General features: G+C 71.2%; 20 protein-coding genes. 3 read left to right on the top strand and 17 right to left on the bottom strand.

The annotated features are described in order from the left end of the window. Nucleotides 1–82 precede the first annotated feature (82 nt). The gene (locus O7546_RS18050) at nucleotides 83–682 is read left to right on the top strand and encodes a TetR family transcriptional regulator (protein WP_281599606.1); all 600 of its coding nucleotides are present in this window, start codon (nucleotides 83–85) and stop codon (nucleotides 680–682) included. A 65-nt stretch (nucleotides 683–747) separates the two neighbouring features. On the opposite strand, the gene O7546_RS18055 is transcribed toward O7546_RS18050, so the two are convergent. The 8 genes from O7546_RS18055 to O7546_RS18090 all read right to left on the bottom strand — a co-directional run bounded on the left by O7546_RS18055 (nucleotide 748) and on the right by O7546_RS18090 (nucleotide 8,964). Next, complete coding sequence (locus tag O7546_RS18055) at nucleotides 748–1,332, bottom strand: hypothetical protein (RefSeq protein WP_194802735.1); 585 nt, start codon at nucleotides 1,330–1,332, stop codon at nucleotides 748–750. Nucleotides 1,333–1,423: 91 nt separating this feature from the next. Beyond that, nucleotides 1,424–2,491, bottom strand: coding sequence for a lytic polysaccharide monooxygenase (locus O7546_RS18060; RefSeq protein ID WP_194802734.1), 1,068 nt, complete (start codon nucleotides 2,489–2,491; stop codon nucleotides 1,424–1,426). Nucleotides 2,492–2,676: 185 nt separating this feature from the next. Then, nucleotides 2,677–3,369 (bottom strand): urea ABC transporter ATP-binding subunit UrtE, encoded by a 693-nt coding sequence (gene urtE, locus O7546_RS18065; protein WP_064446439.1) that lies wholly within the window; start codon nucleotides 3,367–3,369, stop codon nucleotides 2,677–2,679. Continuing rightward, entirely contained in the window at nucleotides 3,369–4,145 is a 777-nt protein-coding gene (gene urtD / locus O7546_RS18070) for an urea ABC transporter ATP-binding protein UrtD (protein WP_194802733.1), read from the bottom strand. The genes urtE and urtD overlap by 1 nt, the downstream gene beginning before the upstream one ends. Next, the gene (urtC, locus tag O7546_RS18075) at nucleotides 4,142–5,275 is read right to left on the bottom strand and encodes an urea ABC transporter permease subunit UrtC (RefSeq protein WP_194802732.1); all 1,134 of its coding nucleotides are present in this window, start codon (nucleotides 5,273–5,275) and stop codon (nucleotides 4,142–4,144) included. The genes urtD and urtC overlap by 4 nt, the downstream gene beginning before the upstream one ends. Next, nucleotides 5,272–6,159 carry an urea ABC transporter permease subunit UrtB gene (gene urtB, locus O7546_RS18080; RefSeq protein ID WP_194802731.1) on the bottom strand — a complete coding sequence of 296 codons (888 nt, stop codon included), beginning with the start codon at nucleotides 6,157–6,159 and terminating at the stop codon, nucleotides 5,272–5,274. Before urtB ends, urtC begins: the two co-directional genes overlap by 4 nt. Before the next feature lie 77 nt (nucleotides 6,160–6,236). Beyond that, nucleotides 6,237–7,481, bottom strand: a complete 1,245-nt coding sequence (gene urtA, locus O7546_RS18085; protein ID WP_194802730.1) for an urea ABC transporter substrate-binding protein — start codon at nucleotides 7,479–7,481, stop codon at nucleotides 6,237–6,239. Between the two features lie 400 nt (nucleotides 7,482–7,881). Then, nucleotides 7,882–8,964: a substrate-binding domain-containing protein gene (locus tag O7546_RS18090; RefSeq protein WP_281599613.1), complete on the bottom strand. Its 1,083-nt coding sequence runs from the start codon at nucleotides 8,962–8,964 to the stop codon at nucleotides 7,882–7,884. 96 nt (nucleotides 8,965–9,060) lie between these two features. Here O7546_RS18090 and O7546_RS18095 point away from each other — a divergent pair, with 96 nt between their 5' ends. Further along, nucleotides 9,061–9,537, top strand: a complete 477-nt coding sequence (locus tag O7546_RS18095) for a MarR family transcriptional regulator (protein ID WP_194802728.1) — start codon at nucleotides 9,061–9,063, stop codon at nucleotides 9,535–9,537. On the opposite strand, the gene O7546_RS18100 is transcribed toward O7546_RS18095, so the two are convergent. The 8 genes from O7546_RS18100 to O7546_RS18135 all read right to left on the bottom strand — a co-directional run bounded on the left by O7546_RS18100 (nucleotide 9,524) and on the right by O7546_RS18135 (nucleotide 15,811). Then, nucleotides 9,524–10,261: an urease accessory protein UreD gene (locus O7546_RS18100; protein ID WP_281599616.1), complete on the bottom strand. Its 738-nt coding sequence runs from the start codon at nucleotides 10,259–10,261 to the stop codon at nucleotides 9,524–9,526. The two genes, O7546_RS18095 and O7546_RS18100, sit on opposite strands and share 14 nt — an antisense overlap. Continuing rightward, on the bottom strand, nucleotides 10,261–10,914 hold the full coding sequence (ureG, locus tag O7546_RS18105; RefSeq protein ID WP_228532795.1) for an urease accessory protein UreG: 654 nt from the start codon (nucleotides 10,912–10,914) through the stop codon (nucleotides 10,261–10,263). Before ureG ends, O7546_RS18100 begins: the two co-directional genes overlap by 1 nt. Nucleotides 10,915–11,008: 94 nt before the next feature. Continuing rightward, entirely contained in the window at nucleotides 11,009–11,701 is a 693-nt protein-coding gene (locus O7546_RS18110) for an urease accessory UreF family protein (protein ID WP_194802725.1), read from the bottom strand. Next, nucleotides 11,701–13,404 carry an urease subunit alpha gene (locus tag O7546_RS18115; RefSeq protein WP_281599619.1) on the bottom strand — a complete coding sequence of 568 codons (1,704 nt, stop codon included), beginning with the start codon at nucleotides 13,402–13,404 and terminating at the stop codon, nucleotides 11,701–11,703. Before O7546_RS18115 ends, O7546_RS18110 begins: the two co-directional genes overlap by 1 nt. Next, nucleotides 13,401–13,781, bottom strand: coding sequence for an urease subunit beta (locus O7546_RS18120; RefSeq protein ID WP_281599621.1), 381 nt, complete (start codon nucleotides 13,779–13,781; stop codon nucleotides 13,401–13,403). The genes O7546_RS18115 and O7546_RS18120 overlap by 4 nt, the downstream gene beginning before the upstream one ends. Then, entirely contained in the window at nucleotides 13,778–14,080 is a 303-nt protein-coding gene (locus O7546_RS18125; protein WP_073827834.1) for an urease subunit gamma, read from the bottom strand. The genes O7546_RS18120 and O7546_RS18125 overlap by 4 nt, the downstream gene beginning before the upstream one ends. A gap of 940 nt (nucleotides 14,081–15,020) precedes the next feature. After that, on the bottom strand, nucleotides 15,021–15,584 hold the full coding sequence (locus O7546_RS18130) for a dihydrofolate reductase family protein (RefSeq protein ID WP_281599625.1): 564 nt from the start codon (nucleotides 15,582–15,584) through the stop codon (nucleotides 15,021–15,023). Nucleotides 15,585–15,595: 11 nt separating this feature from the next. Further along, entirely contained in the window at nucleotides 15,596–15,811 is a 216-nt protein-coding gene (locus O7546_RS18135) for a hypothetical protein (RefSeq protein ID WP_281599627.1), read from the bottom strand. A gap of 393 nt (nucleotides 15,812–16,204) precedes the next feature. Between O7546_RS18135 and O7546_RS18140 the strand changes: the two genes are divergently transcribed. Beyond that, a complete protein-coding gene (locus tag O7546_RS18140; RefSeq protein ID WP_281599629.1) occupies nucleotides 16,205–16,408 on the top strand; it encodes a DDE-type integrase/transposase/recombinase in 204 nt (67 codons plus the stop codon). Nucleotides 16,409–16,451: 43 nt separating this feature from the next. Here O7546_RS18140 and O7546_RS18145 read toward each other — a convergent pair whose 3' ends face one another. Beyond that, nucleotides 16,452–17,486: a DUF808 domain-containing protein gene (locus tag O7546_RS18145; protein WP_281599631.1), complete on the bottom strand. Its 1,035-nt coding sequence runs from the start codon at nucleotides 17,484–17,486 to the stop codon at nucleotides 16,452–16,454. Nucleotides 17,487–17,856: the final 370 nt, after the last annotated feature.

A 17,856-nucleotide genomic window follows, 5' to 3' on the forward strand; every position in this document is an offset into this window, starting at 1 on the left:
ACCACGCTTGACAATATCTGCCGCTGCGTCAATTCGGTGGACACAGAAGGTGTGTGTGTCCAGTCGATAGACTCGGCGCACCATGTCCGCCCCTCCGCCTTATCGCCACACCGCCCGCCGGCACCTGCGTGACGCGGTCATCACGGCCGGTCGCGACCTGGCGATCGACAGCGGCTGGGACGCGGTACGAATGGCCGACGTGGCAGCCCGCGTGGGCGTGAGCAGGCAGACGCTCTACAACGAGTTCACCAACAAGGCCGGACTGGGCGAAGCCATCGCCCACCGCGAGATCGACCGGTTCATGGACGGTGTGCGGGAGGCGTTGTCCGCCCACGGCAGCGACGTGCGAGCCGCCGTCCATGCCGCGGTCACGTTCGTGTTGACGCAGGCCGGGACCGATCCGCTGGTCAAAGCCGTCCTCAACAGCGCCCGAGGCACCGACGCCCTGCTCCCCTACCTGACCACCCGCGCCGACCTGGCCCTGGCCGCCGCCGTCACGGTGCTGAGGGAGTGGGCGGACACGCACCTGCCCCGGGTGCCGCCCGATGACGTCACCGTCGGTGCCGAATCCCTCGCGCGACTGGTCGTCAGCCACATCGTGCTGCCGACCGCGCCCGTCGACCACACCGCCGACACCCTCGCCGACCTGGCGCAGCGCTTCCTGGACCCGCCGCGCGCGTGAACGAGTGCCACAGCTACCCCCGCGCCTCGCACGGTCTCGGTCCGTTGCACGCCGATCCGGCGTGGTCAGAGGCCGGCGGCGGCGTCGTACCGGCGCCGCAGGTCGGCCATCTCCGATGGAGGAAGCGCTTCCCTGAGTGCCAGTTCCTCGTACTTGTCGGGGAACATCTCCCGTAGCCGGTCGACGAACCTGACGTCGGCGGTCGCCTCGACCACCTGAATGCCGGGAGGTCGGGTGGTCATGTCCATGATCACCGGACCGACGAGTTTGACCGCTCCGTCCCAGTGGCGCTTCTGTTCGGCGACGCCGCAGAGGTGGAAGCCGTAGACCGTCGCGACGTCGGCCATTGTGGCGGCCCCGGCGGGCTCGTAACCGTAGACATGGACTCCGCAGACGATCGCCGGCGCGCCCTGCTCTCCGGCCGGTACCTGGGCAGCGGTGTGCCCGGCGTGTTGATGCTGCGCCGGGTCCGCCTGCTCGAGGGTCGTACGCATCCGGGTCAGGATCTCTTGGTGGAGAACCGCCCGGTCCGTCTTCGGGGTGGTCGCGGTGGCCACGGCGGCCACACCGATCGACGCGGCCAGCAGGCACACCTCGATCCACACGACGTGGCTCCGGTACCAGCCGCCGACGCCTACCCGGGAAATCATGATCGTTCTTCACCTCGTCGCGGTTCCTGATGGTGGCGGAGCGCGCCGACGGTGGGGTGGCGCGTGCCGCGCCACCCCACCGCAGATGCTGTTACCGGGCGGTGCAGGTGAGGGTGGGTGTGGAGTTGGTGCCGTTCCAGGAGGCGTTGAAGCCGAAGCTGGTGCTGGCGTTGGCGCTCAGGGAACCGTTGTAGGCGACGTTCGACGCGGAGACCGACGAACCGCTCGACGTGACCGTCGCGTTCCAGGAGTTGGTGATGCTCTGGCCGTTGGGCCAGGTCCACGCCACAGTCCACCCGGAGATGGCGGCGTTGCCGGCCCGGACGGTGACCTCGGCGCCGAATCCACCGGACCACTCGTTCGTCTTGCGGAAGGTGGCGGTGCAGGCACCGTTTCCGGCCGGCGGCGGCGTGGTGGGCGGCGGAGTCGTCGGCGGCGGGGTGGTGGGCGGCGGCGTGGTGGGCGGCGGGGTCGTCGGCGGCGGGTTGCCGCCGCCGCCGAAGATCACGTCACTGCAGAGGTAGTACGGCTGGTCGAGGTGGGACGCCTGCCAGATGGTGTAGACGACGTGCCGCCCGGTGCGGTTGCCCGCGTTCACCTGCGCCTCGTAGAGCCCGGTGGTCGGGTAGCTGCCGGTGCGGAGTACCAGTTCGAGGCTGTTCCAGGTGAGGGGCTGGGTGGTCGGGTCGAAGCCCTGCTTGGTGATGTAGATCAGCATGTAGTCGGCACCGTGCTTGGCACCGTCGGTCAGCGTCAGCGTGAAGTTGTTCGGCATCGGCTTCGCGGTCCACGCGCCGACCGCGTCGAGCGAGGCGTACAGGCCGTTCTGGGTGCGGCCGCCGCTGCACAGCTGCCCGTCCGGCACGGCGGCCTGGTGGTTGCCGCCGACATTCTCGCGGTACAGGCCGTTCCAGTTCCACATGGTGTTCGGGTTGGCCTGCCACGCCTGCCAGCACATCGGGTCGGTCTGGGCCATCGTGGGGTTGAGGTGGTCGGAACCCCAGCGCTCGTAACATCCGTAGTTGCGTGACGGCGGGTTGGTGACCGATCCGTGCGCCGAGGCCGGACCGGCCTGGTTGACCACGACCATCGTGAACGAGGCGACGAGAACTGCGACCCCGGCCAGTCCCAGACGGCGTGCTGTCCGTGAGATTTTCATGATGCTCCAGTGGATGCGCCGACGCCCAGTGACCCTCGCTGGGTGCCCACCCCGGAGAAGATGACGCCGATCGGTTCAAGCCGCCCACCAGGTGGACGGCACTGCTGCCCAGCAGCGCTTGGCGACTCCCAGCCACGATGGTAGTGAAGACGGCTGTCAATGTAAATCGATACCGACGTATCGGGTCAGACCGCGAGGGCCGCGCGTACCTCCCGCTCCGCCGTCACTCCCCCGTCGCCGTGCGAGGTGACCCGGCCGGATTCGAGGACGTGGTAGCGGTTCGCCACCCGCAGCGCGAACCCGAGGTGCTGCTCGACGAGCAGCACGCTGAAGCCGGACTGCCGGGTCAGCTCGACGATCCGCTCCTGGATCTCGGCGACCACCGACGGCTGGATGCCCTCGGTCGGTTCGTCGAGCATGAGCAGTCGTGGCCGGGTGATCAACGCGCGGGCGATGGCGAGTTGCTGACGCTGGCCACCGGAGAGCAGCCCGGCCCGCCGCCGCAGCAGCGGACGCAGCGCCGGGAACAGGTCCAGCGCCTCCGCCGTCGCCACCGCGCCGTCGCGCCGGGCGTCGGCGACGAGGCGCAGGTTCTCCGCCGCCGTCAGGTGCGGGAAGCACTGCTGGCCCTGCGGGACGTACGCCATGCCGCGCGCCACCCGCTCGTGCGGCGCGAGCCGGGTGACGTCCTCGCCGTCCAGCTCGACGGTGCCGGCACTCGGGCGCAGCAGGCCCGCCGCGACCCGCAGCAGGGTACTCTTGCCGGCGCCGTTGTGCCCGAGCACCGCGGCCACCCCGTCGGGCGGGACGGCGAGGTCCACGCCGTGCAGCACCCGGGAACGCCCGTATCCGGCGTGCACCCCGCGCAGAGTCAGCATCATGCCTCCAGAGGGCTGGGGACCCGCCCGGCGTCGACCGGGTGGCCGAGGTAGACCTCCTGCACGCGCGGGTCCGCCTGGACCTGCGCCACGGTGCCCTCGCTGAGCACCTTCCCCGCGTGCAGCACGGTGACGCTGCGCGCGAAGCGACGCAGGAAGTCCATGTCGTGCTCGATCACCACCACCGTGCGGTCCCGGCTCACCGTCTCCAGCAGGGCGCCAGTGGCGTCGCGCTCCTCGTGACTCATCCCGGCGACCGGCTCGTCGAGCAGCAGCAGCCGCGCGTCCTGCACAAGCAGCATGCCGATCTCCAACCACTGCTTCTGGCCGTGCGCGAGGGTGCCGGCGAGCTGGTCGGCCCGGCCGGTGAGCCCGACGGTCTCCAGCGCGGCGGCCACCTCGTCGGGGATCCCCCGCCGGCGCCGGGCCAGGGTGGCCCAGCTCCGGCGTGCGCCCGCGGCGATGTCGAGGTTCTGCACGACCGACAGCTCCTCGAAGACCGTCGACGTCTGGAACGTCCGGCCGATACCGAGCCGGCTGATCCGGTGCACCGGGCGGCCCAGCAGCTCCTGGTCGCCGAAGCACACCGAGCCGGTGGCCCGCACGAGACCGGTGATCGCGTCGACCACTGTGGTCTTGCCGGCGCCGTTCGGCCCGATCAGGAATCGGATGTCACCGGCGGGCACCTCCAGCGAGACGCCGTCGACGGCGGTGAAGCCGTCGAAGCTGACCCGCACGTCACGGACGGACAGCCCGTCCAGCCGGTCGTCGCTCACGGTGTCTCCACCTCCGCCCGCTTCGCGGGGCGGCGGGCCAGCGCCCACAGCGACGCCAGGCCGCCGGGAAGGAACGCCACCACCACCACGAACAGCAGACCCTGCAGGTACGTCCAGGTGCCCGGGAAACGTTCGGAGAGGGCGGTACGCGCCCAGGCGACCGCCACCGCGCCGAGCACCGGCCCGAGCAGCGTGGCCCGGCCGCCCACCGCCACACCGATGACGAACTCGATCGACGGGACGATGCCGATGAGGGCGGGCGAGATGATGCCCACCGCCGGCACGAACAGCGCGCCGGCGAGGCCCGCCATGCCCGCCGCCACCACGTAGGCGACGAGTTTGACCGACGCCGGGTCGTAGCCGAGGAAACGGACCCGCTCCTCGCTGTCCCGCACCGCCACCAGCAGTTCCCCGTAGCGGCTGTGGACGATCTGGCGGGCCAGCGCGAGCAGCGCGAGCAGGACGCCGGCGATGATGAAGTAGACCATCCGCTGGTTGACCGGGTCGTCCAGGTCGTAACCGAAGAAGCCCTGGATGTCGGTGAGCCCGTTGGTGCCACCAGTGGTCCCCTGCTGGCCGATCAACAGGATCACCATGGCGGCGGCGAGCGCCTGGCTGAGGATGGCGAAGTACGCGCCCCGCACCCGGCGGCGGAACACCAGTGAGCCGAGCCCGAAGGCGACCGCCATCGGCAGCAGCACCGTGGCCGGCAGCGCGAACCACGGGCTGGCGAACGGCCGCCACCAGACCGGCAGTTCGTCGAGCTGCCCGTACAGCTGCATGAAGTCGGGCATCCCACCGGGACCCGCGTCGGCGAGCTTGAGATGCATGGCCATCGCGTAGCCGCCCAGGCCGAAGAAGACGCCCTGGCCGAGGGTGAGCATGCCGCCGCGTCCCCAGGCGATGCCGATGCCGACGGCCACCATGGCGACGCACAGGTATTTGGCGAGCAGGGACAGCCGGAAGTCCGACAGCGCCAGCGGCGCGACGGCGAACAGCAGCGCCGCGCCGAACGCGAACCCCGCCGCCGCGCGCAGCCGGGACCGGCGACCGGACCGGCTCGCCGGCGCGACGTCGGCCGGGGCCGGTGCGCCGGCGGTGCTCGGCGGCGCGGGTGTCACGGCGGTCATGCGAGGCTCCTGGTCCGCAGGGTGAACAGGCCCTGTGGCCGCCACTGGAGGAACGCGACGATCGCCACGAAGACGATCACCTTGGCGACGCTGAGGGTGGTGAGGTACTCCCCGGTGGCCTGGAGGACCCCGAGGGCGAAGGCGACGATCACGCTGCCCTTGAGCTGGCCGATCCCGCCGACCACGACGACCAGGAAGGCGTCGATGATCAGGTTGGTGCCCATGGTCGGGCCGATCGGGCCGAGCAGGGTGAGCGCCACCCCGGCGAGCCCGGCCAGGCCCGAGCCGAGGAAGAAGGTCGTCCGGTCGACCCGGGCGGTGGGGATGCCGGACACCGCGGCGAGGTCGCGGTTCTGCACGACCGCGCGGATCCGGCGTCCCAACGGGGTGAGCCGCAGCGCCAGGGTGAGGGCGGCGACGGCGGCCAGGGCCAGGGCCAGGATGAACAGCCGGTTGTTGGCGACCGTCAGCCCGCCGGGCAGGGCCACGTTGCCGGTGAGCAGCTCCGGCGCGCGGGTCTGCACGTTCGGACTGCCGAAGACGTCCCGGGCGAGCTGCTGCAGCATCAGGGACACGCCCCAGGTGACCAGCAGGGTGTCCAGGGGACGGGCGTAGAGCCGGCGGATCAGCAGGACCTCCAGCAGCACCCCCATCGTGCCGGCGACCACGAACGCGACAGGCAGCGCGACCAGCAGCGACAGACCGGCGCCGGTGATGCTCTGTTGCAGCACGTACGTGGTGTAGGCGCCGGCCATGATGAACTCGCCGTGCGCCATGTTGATGACGTTCATCTGGCCGAAGGTCAGCGCCAGCCCGAGCGCGATGAGCAGCAGCACCGCGCCGATGCTGATGCCGGTGAAGAGTTGACCGAAGAGGACTGTCACGGTGGGTACTCCCGTACTGCTGGTCGGTGGCCCCGGGCGGGCCGCGTCGTCGCGGTGCCCGCCCGGGTCCGGCGTCGTCAGCTCAGGCCGCTCGCCCACGGATAGGTCTTGAGGTACGGATCCGGCGCGATCGGCTTGCCGGAGTTCCACACCTCGGTGATCAGGCCGTCCGCGCCGACCTTGCCGATGCGGGCGGTCTTGGCGATGTGCTGGGTCTTGCCGTCGACGGTGACCAGGCCCTCCGGCGCGTCGAAGGTGATTCCGTCGGAGGCGCCGCGGACCTTCTCGACGTCGAACGCGCCGGCCTTCTCGACCATCGCCTTCCACAGGTAGACGCTGACGTAGGCGGCCTCCATCGGGTCGCTCGTCGGCTTGTCCGCGCCGTACTTCGCCTTGTACGCGGCCACGAACTTGCCGTTCGCCGTGCCGGGCGTGGTCTGGTAGTAGTTCCAGGCGGTCAGCTGGCCCTCCAGGTACTGGGTGCCGATGCTCTTGACCTCCTCCTCGGCGATGGACACCGACACCACCGGCATCGCGGCGGCGGTCAGCCCGGCCGACTTGTACTCCTTGAAGAACGCCACGTTGCTGTCGCCGTTGAGGGTGTTGAAGACCGCCTTCGCGCCGGACGATTTGACCTTGTTGACGATCGTGCCGAATTCGGTGGACCCGAGCGGCGCGTAGTCCTCGCCGACCACAGTCATGCCGTTCGCCGCCGCGTACGCCTTGATGATTTTGTTGGCCGTCCGTGGGAAGACGTAGTCGCTGCCGACCAGGTAGACCGATTTCGTTCCCTGAGCCTTGAGGTAGTCGAGCCCGGGGACGATCTGCTGGTTGGTCGTCGCGCCCGTGTAGAAGATGTAGGGCGACTGTTCCAGACCCTCGTACTGCACCGGGTAGAACAGCAGCGCCTTGTTCTTCTCGAACACCGGCTTGACCGCCTTGCGGCTGGCCGACGTCCAGCACCCGAAAACGGCCGCGACCCGGTCCTCGGAGATGAGCTTCTCGGCTTTCTCCGCGAAGGTGGGCCAGTCCGAGGCGCCGTCCTCCCCGACCGGCTGGATCTTCTTGCCGAGGACGCCGCCGGCCGCGTTGATCTCCTCGACGGCGAGCATGATGGAGTCGCGGACGGTGACCTCGCTGATCGCCATGGTGCCGGAGAGCGAGTTGAGCAGGCCCACCTTGACGGTGTCGCCGGAGACGTCGGCGGTGACGCCGGCCGCGCCGCCCTCGTCGCTGGTCTTGCTGCCGCACGCGGTCATGGCCGCCGCGGCGACGAGGGTCATGGCACCCGCCAGGATGCGGCGGCTCCGAAGAAGTGACATCTAATCTCCCTGCGGTGCACTCAAGAAGCGAAAGGACGGGCGGTGCGGTCCGGTGGAGTCGGCGATGCGGGGTCGACGGGTGGACGTCGCCTGTGGTCATCGCGTCGGTCATGGGCACGCAAAGCGTCGACCGGCATGATTGCGTTAACGTTTCCCAGCCCTTAATTGACTGTTTCCCACGCAGCGGAGAGAGAGCACGCCACGACGACTGAAACCGTCGGATGCAAGACTGTTTCAGCCGTGGTCAGTGCGGTGAAGAATTGCCACCACGAGGTCGGCGGACGCATTTCGCCGACGGTGGACAGAAGATCGCGGTATCCATCCTCCGGGACAGATACTTCACGCAGGAAGTATCTTAGGGCCGGGCCGGGTGGACGTGTCAAGGGTCCGCATCGGACGGTCAGATCTGGGCGAGCACGGTGAAGTCCAGGCCGTCGGCCTCGGCGAGGTAGATCCGCTGGCGCACGTGCCGCCGGCGCAGCTGCAGCCGGCCGCGCGGCCCGTGGTACGCCACCGTGTCGGCAGCCGTCTCGATCGCCCGTACGTCGAGGGTGCGGGCCTGCCCGATCAGGGCGGCGAGCAGCATCACGCCCTCGTAGCAGGACTCCCCCAGGCTGCCCAGCGGCGGCGCCTCCACCCCGAACCGGTGGGCGAACTCGCCGTGGAAGTCGAGGTTCTCCTGCGTCACGAGGCCGGCGAAGAAGCCCGCCGCGCTGTAGAGCCGTCGCGTCGCACCCGCCCCGCTGGCCAGCAGCATGTTCTCGTCCATCAGGGTGCTCAGCCGCAGGCAGCGCTGGTCCATCGCGGCACGCGCGAACGCCCGGTTGAACCGCACCGCGTCCGCGCCGACGAGCAGCATCACCACGGCATCGGCCTCGCTGCGCTCGATCCGGCGCAACACGTCGTCGAAGTCGTGCGTCTCCAACGGCAGGAACGCCTGGCCCACCACGCGGCCACCGCCGCGCAACGCGTACCGCTGAGCCGCCCGCGCGGTGCGCCGGGGCCACACGTAGTCGTTGCCGACCACGAACCAGCGGCGCACGCCCTGCTCCCCCGCGAGCAGCCGCATCGCCGGCCACAGCTGGGCGTCCGGCGTCTCGCTGGTCAGATAGACCCCCTCGGTACGCTCACCGCCCTCGTACAGGGCGGTGTAGACGTACGGCACGCGGTGCGCGACCCGGGGCGCGAGCGCCTGCCGCACCGAGGAGATGTGCCAGCCGGTCACGCCCTGCACGGCACCCACCGACACCAGCGCCTCCACCTGGGCGGCCACCTCGGCCGGCGGGGCGCCACCGTCGACCGGCACCAGCCGCACCTCGCGGCCCAGCACCCCGCCACCGGCGTTGATCTCCTCGACCGCGAGCTGGGCACAGAGTTCGCAGGTCGGGCCGAACATTCCCGCCGGCCCGCGCATCGGGTACACCAGCGCGATGCCGACCACGGCCCGATCGACTGTGAGCCACGGCGGTGCCGGCGCGGACATGAGCCCATGATTGCCCGGCCGACGTGGGAAAACCACAGCTCTCCACGGAGCGGGACGAGTCGCTACCATGACAGGGCCACCGGCCCAGGGAGTTCCATGTCAGACGTGCCCGGGGCGCCAGCCGATCTGCTGCGCTCGCTCACCCGCGCCGAACGGCTGCTCTCCCGCCGGTTGGCCGCCGTACTGGCCGACGACGACCTGACCACCGAGGCGTGGCGGGTGCTCTGCCTGCTCGCCGACGGTCAGGGCCATCCGATGAGCGAGGTGTCCGCCGAGGCGTCGCTGCCGCCCGGGACCCTCACCAAGCTGGTCGACCAGCTCGTCGACCGTAACCTGGTGTTCCGGCGGATCGACCCGCTGGACCGCAGACGTATCCGGGCCTACCTGACCACCCGGGGCCGCCGCGAGCACGCCCGCCTCGACGAGCGGGTCCGGACCTGCCTCGCCGAGGCGGGCGTACCGGCCGGCACCGCCCTGCTCGACCATCTCGCCGACCTGATCGCCCGCCTCGACCCGGCGGGTCGCCGCGACAACGCCGAGGCGGCCGGCCTTCGCCTCCCTACACCTCGGTGAGCAGCGGCTCGCCTTCGAGGTGGGCGCGCAGCGTGTGCGCGTCGGCAGCGGTGGCGGTCCACAGTGTCGCCGGACCGCCCGCCAGGGGCAGCCGGGCGACTGTGCCCTCGACCGTCGCGGTCTCGTGGAGAAGCGACGGGTCCACCACCAGCAGCGACCCGCTGGCCGGTGCGCCGCCGAGCACCGCGGGGCCGGCCCAGCCGGGCGCACCCGGTCCCACGGCCAGCGACTGGCGCAGCAGCGGCCGGCCGTCGTAGTCGACCCGGGTGTGGACGACGGCGCCGCCCGGCGCCTCGCCGTACCGGCCGCAGATCACCTCGTCGCGCCAGGTCAGCCTCGCCCCGGCGGCCAGCTCCACCCGGGACTCGGCGAGATGCGCGCAGCCGGCCGCCGCGACCAGTTGCTCGGGCAGCCAGTGCAGTGCGCCGCCGTCGTGCACCACGGCGCGGACCGCCATCCGCGACACGACGCCGGGCCGGCCGGGCAGTGCGACCGAGGCGGCGACGGTGTGTATCCGCACCGCCGCCCCCGGTCCCACGTCGATGTCCAGCCGCAGGTCGTCGCCGGCGAGCGGGCCGGCCGCCCCGCCGACGACGTACACGGTCACGGCACGACCGGTGCCGGGGGTCTGTCGCAGCAGCAGCGGCGTCTCACCGCGCAGCTCGGCGAGGACCGTGCCGCCCCGGCCGTCGGCCCGGGCCGCCAGCCGGGCGTACGCGCGCATCAGGCCGGGCCGCCCCGCGCGGCGACCGGATGCACTGCCGCGTGGTGGGCCAGTTCGTGGCGGATCCAGTCGGCGACCGGCCCCGCCGCCGTGTCGCCGACGATCGACAGGAAAACGGTCGGCAGGTCGCCGCGCCGGGCCCGCGCGTCCCGGTCCATGACGGAAAGGTCCGCGCCCACCATCGGGGCCAGGTCGGTCTTGTTGATCACGAGCAGGTCGGCGGACGTCACACCGGGTCCGCCCTTGCGCGGCACCTTGTCCCCGCCGGCCACGTCGACCACGAATATCTGCCGGTCCACCAGGCCCCGGCTGAAGGTGGCGGTCAGGTTGTCCCCGCCGCTCTCGACAAGCACCAGGTCCAGCGGGCCGACCGCCTCGGCCAACTCGTCCACGGCGTCGAGGTTGGCCCCGATGTCGTCCCGGATGGCGGTGTGCGGGCAGCACCCGGTCTCCACGGCACGGATCCGGCTCGGGTCCAGGACGCCGGCCCGCTTGAGGAAGTCGGCGTCCTCGGTCGTGTAGATGTCGTTTGTGACCACGCCGAGCCGCAGCTCGCCGGCGAACGCCCGGCACAGGGCCGCCACCAGGGCGGTCTTGCCGGATCCGACCGGCCCGCCGATACCGACGCGCAGCGCCCGCCCGGCTTGCGCCAGGGGCGGATGCGGGTCCGCCCCCGGTTCGGGGTGGGTGTGCGGAACGGTCTCGTCGTGCGGGGCAGGGTTCCGGTCGGCATCGGGCGCAACGGTTTCAGGACGCAAAGAGACGCACCTCCCAGGTGGCATGAGCTTCGGCATGGATGTCGGCAAGGGGCGCGGCTGCCGCGGGCAGCCGCTCGGGTGGATCGTCGGCGGCCCGGGCCGCGGCGGCGGCGGTGCCGTCGCACAGGCCGGCGAGACCCACAAGCAGGGCCTGGACCCGGTACGGGTCGAGGCCGAGCAGGCGAACGGCCGCACTGGCCGCACCGGTCACCGTCCCGTGGGCGGCGACCGTGGCGGTCTCGGCGCGGTTCAGACCGGCGGCGGCGCACAGCAGCCCGAGCACAAGCGGCTGGTGTGCCCCGCCAGGTGTGGCGGGCAGGTCGTCGAAGGGCGCCTCCGGCCAGATGGCCCGGCCCGCGCGCAGCAGAGCACGTCCCTGGCGACGGGACACCGTGCGCAGCGCCGGCGCCGCCGTCCGGGCGTCCAGCTCCGCGTCGAGCGACGCCAGCGTGGACCCGCGTACGGCGGGACCGGCCGAGGTCACCGCCCGGTGCGCCGCCGCCGCGAACGCCGCACCGACCAGCCCGGCGGTGGCCAGCCGGCCGGCCAGGAACGCCTCCAACGAGGCCAGGCCGGTGACCCGGCCGGCGGCGACGGCGGCCTCCAGGCCGCCGGAGTGGGCGTGCGCGCCGGCCGGGAAACGACCGTCGGCCAGCAGCAGGAGCAGGCTCGACGTGGCCATCAGAACAGGAAGTACCGCTGGGCCATCGGCAGGCGTGGCACCGGGTCCGGCTCCACCACCTGACCGTCGATCCGCACGGTGAAGGTGTCCGGGTCCACCTCGATCCGGGGCATCGCGTCGTTCTCCGGCAGGTCGGCCTTGCCCCGCGAGCGCACGTCCGCGACGGGCACCACCCTTCGCCGTACGTTCAGGCGCAGCCCGGCGTCGAGGGCGGCGGGCGCGACGAACGCCAGGCTGGTCGCAGACGCCGCGGCGCCGTACGCCCCGAACATCGGTCGCGGCAGCATCGGCTGCGGCGTCGGGATGGACGCGTTGGCGTCACCCATCTGGGCGTACGCGATCATGCCGCCCTTGAGCACCAGGTGCGGTCGTACGCCGAAGAACGCCGGATCCCACAGCACCAGGTCGGCCAGCTTGCCCGGCTCGACCGAGCCGATCTCCCGGTCCAGCCCGTTCGCCATCGCCGCGCAGATGGTGTACTTCGCCACGTACCGGCGGGCCCGGTGGTTGTCGGCCGCGCCGTCGCCGGGCAGCGCGCCGACCCGCTCCTTCATGACGTGGGCGCTCTGCCAGGTTCGCAGGATCACCTCGCCCACCCGGCCCATCGCCTGCGAGTCGGAGCCGATGATGGAGATCGCGCCGAGGTCGTGCAGCAGGTCCTCGGCGGCCATGGTGGACGGCCGGATACGGCTCTCGGCGAAGGCCAGGTCCTCCGGCACGGACGGGTTGAGATGGTGGCAGACCATCAGCATGTCCAGGTGCTCGGCGAGGGTGTTGGCGGTGTACGGCCGGGTCGGGTTGGTCGACGACGGCAGCACGTTGGGCTCGCCGGCCACCGTGATGATGTCCGGCGCGTGCCCGCCTCCCGCACCCTCGGTGTGGTACGAGTGGATGGCCCGGCCGGCGATAGCCTGCAGCGTGTCGGCCACGAAACCGGCCTCGTTGAGGGTGTCGGTGTGAATGGACACCTGCACCCCGGAGGCGTCCGCCACCCGCAGGCAGGCGTCGATCGCCGCCGGTGTGGTGCCCCAGTCCTCGTGCAGCTTGAAACCGCCCGCGCCGGCGCGCAACTGCTCCCACAGCGCCTCCGGCGAGACGGTGTTGCCCTTGCCGAGCAGCAGCACGTTGACCGGCAGCGTGTCCAGCGCCTCGTGCATGCGGGCCAGGTACCAGGCGTTCGGGGTGACAGTCGTGGCCCGGGTGCCCTCGGCGGGGCCGGTGCCGCCGCCGACGAGTGTGGTGATGCCGCTTGCGAGCGCCTCGGTGACGATCTCCGGGCAGATGAAGTGCACGTGGGTGTCGACGGCGCCGGCCGTGAGGATCCGGCCGTTCCCGGCGATGACCTCGGTAGCCGGGCCGATGACCAGCTGAGGGTGGACGCCGGGCATGGTGTCCGGATTGCCGGCCCGGCCCAGCGCGACGATCCGCCCGTCGCGCAGACCCACGTCGGCCTTGACCACGCCCCAGTGGTCGAGCACCACCGCGCCGGTGACGACGGTGTCGAGGGCGCCCTCGGCGCGGGTCGCCCGCGACTGGCCCATCGACTCGCGAATCACCTTCCCGCCGCCGAAGACCGCCTCGTCGCCGCCCACGCAGTGGTCGGTCTCCACCTCGATCAGCAGGCTCGTGTCGGCCAGCCGGATGCGGTCGCCGGTGGTCGGCCCGTACAGGTCGATGTAGCGGTCCCGCCGCACGGCGCTCACCGCGCCGGCCCGCCTGTTGTCGGCGCATTTGTTCCCGGCGCGGCTGTTTCCGGCGCTGGCGGTGACGCCCCGTCCAGCGGTCCGGCGCACTCGCCGCGGAGGCCTGGTACGACGCGGGCGCCGCCGAGCGGGACCAGCTCGACGACGCGGCTCACGCCCGGCTCGAACCGGACCGAGGTACCCGCCGGAACGGCGAGACGCCGGCCCCAGGCGACGGCCCGGTCGAACGCCAGCGCCGGGTTGGCCTCGGCGAAGTGGTAGTGCGAGCCGACCTGCACCGGACGGTCGGCGGTGTTTACCACGACCACTGTGGTCACCGGCCGGCCCACGTTGATCTCGACCGGTCCGGCCGCCGGCAGGATCTCCCCGGGGATCACGGGATCGGGTGGTGCACCGTCACGAGCTTGGTACCGTCCGGGAACGTCGCCTCCACCTGCACCTCCCTCAGCATCTCGGGGATGCCGTCCTGGACGTCCTCGCGGCCGAGCACCGTCCGGCCGGCGGACATCAGGTCGACCACCGACCGTCCGTCGCGGGCCCCTTCGAGCAGGAAGGCGACGATGATCGCGACGGCTTCGGGATAGTTGAGTCGCAGGCCGCGCTCGCGGCGGCGGCGAGCGACGTCGGCCGCGACGTGGACGAGCAGGCGGTCCTGCTCGTGCGGGCTGAGGAACACGGGATTCTCCGGTGGGGATCGGCGTGGCCCGCTCGCCGTCGGCTCCGCGCGAAGCCGCGCCGGGCAGCACCACCCGGAGTACGAGCTGGAGTCACACGACCGCCGCGACGACCGCCGGCGGGGTGGCCCGGGACTCCACCATCCCGGCCCGCGCGACGGGCTCCCGGCGGTGTCGGTCGGATGCGGACCGCACCGCCCACCGCTTCAACCGACCGTAGAGGATCGCCGGCGGCGGGGGCAACAGTGTGCTCGGGATGAGGGATCGAACCGCGCCGGCGCCGGGTCGACTCGACGCCGGGCCGCCCCACGGTTGCTCCCCCGATTCCGGCTCGTGATCGGGCTGCCGCGGACGAGCTGGGATGAACGGTCGCGCAGGCTGCCGGACAACGGCTCGTCGCTCCTGGAGCCGGCGAAATCGGCTGACGGCGGCGTCCGGCCAGCGACTGCTGACCTGCATCTACCGACCGCACTCACGGGGGCGGCACGCCTCGACAGCGGCGGATCCGGATGCCGCCGGTCAGACGACGGTCACGAGGACTTTCCCGAGTGCGTGGCCCTCTCCGATGCGCTCCGGGAGGTCACGCCGGACCGCTCGCCCACATCGCGGGGTGGCGCGGCCGTGCAGCATCGGCGGCACAGACCCATCGGCGCCGGGCGGGGCGCACCCGACGAAGCTGACCAGGCCGCGCGCCGCGCGTCCGGGGATCGCTGACGCCGACCACGACCCGGTCCTGGAGGCGGTCGACCAGCAGTCCACCTCGGCCGGTCGAGGCCCGCCCGGAGGCCAGGATCGCCACCGCCGTCCCGACGCGGCGCTTGACGCCCCCGCACACTGCAACGAGACGCAACCGGAGTTGGCGATGGTCGACCTCGTCCGGCCGGATCAGCCGTCAGCGCTGCGCCGTCGAGCAAGCGCTGGCGATCGGGGCGGGGCCGTCGTTCACTGCCCGAGAGGGCGGTAGCGGAGGCGTACGACGCCGTTTCGGAATCGGCGCTCATCGAGGAGTTCGAGGTCGACGCGCATGCCGGTCGGCAGGCCCGGCTTACCCCCGCCGACGACCACGGGCCAGACGAACAGCTGGCACTCGTCGACCAGCCCGGCCTCAAGAGCCTGCGCCGCGAGGTGTGCACCTCCAACGGTGAGATCGCTACTGGCCGTGGCCTTCAGTTCGCGTACCGCAGCGGGGTCGAAGCGGCGTTCGAGTCGGGTATCGGCGGTCGACACCGCGGCGAGGGTCGTGGAGTACACGACCTTTCCCGCTGCCTGCCAGGCGCTTGCGAAGTCGGCCATGAGGTCGGACTGCGCGGCCAGAGCGGCGTCGGTCTCCCAGACCGCCATCGCCTCGTACAGTCGCCGCCCGTAGAGAAACGTGCCCACGGACCGCAGGAGATCGGTGTAGACAACGAACACCTCGTCGTCCATCGGCAACCAGGCGAACGCGCCGCGTTCGTCCTCCATGTAGCCGTCAAGCGACACGTTGTTCACATATATCAGCTTTGCCATGCCCCTACCTCTCAATGATCAACCGCAACAGCCTGGACACTCGTCAGCGTGGTGAACGCATGAAGCCGGGCCACCGGCTCCTCCAGCCAGCGAGCGCCCGGAGCCGCCACACAGAGCCCGGCCCGCGAAGTAGCCGTCCCGGTAATCGCGAATACCGAGGGCCAGGACGCCTCGTTCGGCACCTCGGAGAAGAATCGCGGTGGCAATGGGCCGACGAGATCGAACATGCAGCAGACCTTGACGCACTGGTGCATCACCCATCACCTCCTGTCACCGCGACAGCACGCTCGCAGGCTGCCCCTCGCCATAACTACGAACACCCCTGCCCGAATCCGACACCTTCGGTCGACGTAACGGCGGAAAACCGCCGGCTGGCTCAGGAGAACGCCGAGCTGCGCTGGGCGAACGGGTCCTCAAGGCCGCGACCTGGTCGACCTCGGCCTGCTCTCCAATATTCATGAGATCTGAGAGGCTTCCGGCTTCACCTGTGGCGCGGACGGGTGCACCGGCAACTGCGCCGTGACGGCATCCGGGTCAGCCGTGAACGCCTCTAGGGTCGCCGACGCCACCCCGCATCCCGACCGGTGAAGGCGTGTTCCGGCTGGCCGCCCGTCCGAGACGTGTTCTCCCGCCGGATCGTGGGCCGGAAGGCTTCCAACCGGTACGACACCGAGCTGATCCTGGCCGCGCTCGAGTACGGCATCCGGTCGCGTGATCTGCGCGACGGCAAGCTGATCCACCACAGCGACCCCGGGTCGAACTACACGTCGTTCCGCTTCTCGGAACGCTTAGGAGACAACGGAATCCTGCCATCGACAGGCTAGGTCGGACGCCTGACCTCGTGGTCGGGTAGCGATGATTTCGCGGTCAACCGCGCGGCGCTCGGTCCACAGGAGCGTCGCGACGTTGAGCTGCACGGCTCGGCTGCGCGAGGACGGTGGCGTCGGTACGAGTCGTGGCCGCCGCCGCAGTCGCAGCCTTGGATTCGCGGCGGTGGAGCGTGAGGGTCATGACCAGCACGACCAGCGCTCCGACGATCAGCCCGAGGATCGCGCTGGCCACCGTGTTGACGAGCCAGCCGACGAGCCCGCCGAGAACACCCGTGGCGTCGTGGGCGGCGACCTCCACGTGGTGCACGGCCTCGTACAGGAAGTGCAGGTTGAGCTCGTTCGTGCCCAGCAGCAGGATGTGCCCGCCCACCCACAGCATCGCCGCGGTGCCGACTACCGTCAGCACGGTGAGGACTACCGGCATCGCCCTCACCAGACCGCGGCCGAACGTGGCGACGGCGCCGGAACGTTGCGACAGGCGCAGCCCGGCGTCGTCCATCTTCACGATCAGGGCCACCACGCCGTACACCAGAACGGTTATGACGACGGCGACGACAGCCAGGATCACCAGGCGGGACCAGAACGCCTCATCGATCACCTCGTTGAGGGCGATGACCATGATCTCCGCCGAGAGGATCAGGTCGGTTCGTACCGCCCCGGACACCAGTGTCGTCTCGTCCTGCACCTTTTCCTCGCCCGCGCCGTGGGCATCGTGATGGGCGATCTTGGCCCACACCTTCTCCGCGCCTTCGTAACAGAGGTAGGCGCCGCCGAGCATGAGGATCGGAGTGAGCAGCCAGGGCAAGAACTGACTGAGCAGCAGCACTGCTGGCAGGATGATGAAGAACTTGTTGCGCAGCGACCCCAGGGCAATGCGCTTGATGATCGGCAACTCACGCTCGGCCGCCAGGCTCCGTACGTACTGCGGCGTGACGGCAGCATCGTCGACGACGACGCCCGCAGCCTTGGCGCCGGCCTTCGCGGCGGCCGCCCCGATGTCATCGATCGACGCGGCAGCGGCTCGGGCCAGCACCGCCACGTCGTCCAGCAGGGCTACGAGTCCACCGGCCAAGGGAGGGGTCCTTTCAGGGTTGCGCAGAGTTCGAACTGGCCCATTCTCGCTCAGGTCCCTGTGCGCGGCACGCCACCGCCCCGGTCGCATGTCGGGCGAGAGCTCGAGGTGAGCGGCTGTCGTTCCCAGCCGACGAGACCCCGTCGCTCCATCGCCCGATGGCCGCCATCAAGACTTCGGACTGTGGGACCCGCTCCTCTGGCCTTCGCCCTGCGCGCCGCATGGACCTGGCCCCGGATCATTCGAGCCGCCGCCGGCCGCGACCTCGCCCAGGCACGGGTGTGACGCTCGAGGCAGGCCCGGTTGCGGGGTCGGTGACAGCGGCTCCGGCAACAGCGACCGCGAGCAGCAGCACGATCCAGAGCGGGAC

The organism is Micromonospora sp. WMMA1976, assembly GCF_027497335.1.
Lineage (GTDB): Bacteria > Actinomycetota > Actinomycetes > Mycobacteriales > Micromonosporaceae > Micromonospora > Micromonospora aurantiaca.

What these genes read in the sequence shown, in the direction of transcription:
- O7546_RS18050 (WP_281599606.1), top strand. Translation starts at nt 83, where the DNA reads ATGTCCGCCCCTCCGCCTTATCGCCACACCGCCCGCCGGCACCTGCGT.
- O7546_RS18055 (WP_194802735.1), bottom strand. Translation starts at nt 1,332, where the DNA reads ATGATTTCCCGGGTAGGCGTCGGCGGCTGGTACCGGAGCCACGTCGTG.
- O7546_RS18060 (WP_194802734.1), bottom strand. Translation starts at nt 2,491, where the DNA reads ATGAAAATCTCACGGACAGCACGCCGTCTGGGACTGGCCGGGGTCGCA.
- urtE (WP_064446439.1), bottom strand. Translation starts at nt 3,369, where the DNA reads ATGCTGACTCTGCGCGGGGTGCACGCCGGATACGGGCGTTCCCGGGTG.
- urtC (WP_194802732.1), bottom strand. Translation starts at nt 5,275, where the DNA reads ATGACCGCCGTGACACCCGCGCCGCCGAGCACCGCCGGCGCACCGGCC.
- urtA (WP_194802730.1), bottom strand. Translation starts at nt 7,481, where the DNA reads ATGTCACTTCTTCGGAGCCGCCGCATCCTGGCGGGTGCCATGACCCTC.
- O7546_RS18090 (WP_281599613.1), bottom strand. Translation starts at nt 8,964, where the DNA reads ATGTCCGCGCCGGCACCGCCGTGGCTCACAGTCGATCGGGCCGTGGTC.
- O7546_RS18095 (WP_194802728.1), top strand. Translation starts at nt 9,061, where the DNA reads ATGTCAGACGTGCCCGGGGCGCCAGCCGATCTGCTGCGCTCGCTCACC.
- O7546_RS18100 (WP_281599616.1), bottom strand. Translation starts at nt 10,261, where the DNA reads ATGCGCGCGTACGCCCGGCTGGCGGCCCGGGCCGACGGCCGGGGCGGC.
- O7546_RS18110 (WP_194802725.1), bottom strand. Translation starts at nt 11,701, where the DNA reads ATGGCCACGTCGAGCCTGCTCCTGCTGCTGGCCGACGGTCGTTTCCCG.
- O7546_RS18130 (WP_281599625.1), bottom strand. Translation starts at nt 15,584, where the DNA reads ATGGCAAAGCTGATATATGTGAACAACGTGTCGCTTGACGGCTACATG.
- O7546_RS18135 (WP_281599627.1), bottom strand. Translation starts at nt 15,811, where the DNA reads ATGTTCGATCTCGTCGGCCCATTGCCACCGCGATTCTTCTCCGAGGTG.